Origin of the sequence: Bradyrhizobium sp. TM233, from assembly GCF_036247965.1 — a bacterium.
Lineage (GTDB): Bacteria > Pseudomonadota > Alphaproteobacteria > Rhizobiales > Xanthobacteraceae > Bradyrhizobium > Bradyrhizobium ottawaense.
In genome coordinates this window covers 1-299 of record NZ_BTIG01000083.1, presented here as the reverse complement: position 1 = coordinate 299, position 299 = coordinate 1, and the positions used below count along the sequence as shown (strand labels likewise).

Here is a 299-nt window from a genome sequence, read left to right as displayed (position 1 = left end):
CGCGCGCACCGCGACCAGCTATTACGACACGATGCCGCTGAAGGAGAGCCTGCTCGAGCTCGTCGACTTCGATCTCATCAACGAGAAGAAGGTCCGCTTCGCGGTCGGCGCGGTCAACGTGCTCTCGGGCAATTTCATCTATTTCGATAATTCCCATGACGAGATCGAGCCGGAGCACATCATGGCCTCCGGCGCCCTGCCCCCGGCGCTGCCGATGGTGCGGATCGGCACCGATCATTTCTGGGACGGCGGCATCGTCTCCAACACCCCGCTGCAGCATCTGCTCGACCAGGAGGATG

Annotated in this window: 1 protein-coding gene; it reads left to right on the top strand. The window is 62.2% G+C overall.

Features of this window, described 5'->3' with window-relative positions; translation table 11 throughout:
- A partial coding sequence (locus tag AABA86_RS33640; RefSeq protein WP_338309795.1) for a patatin-like phospholipase family protein occupies nt 1-299 on the top strand: 299 nt, incomplete at both ends.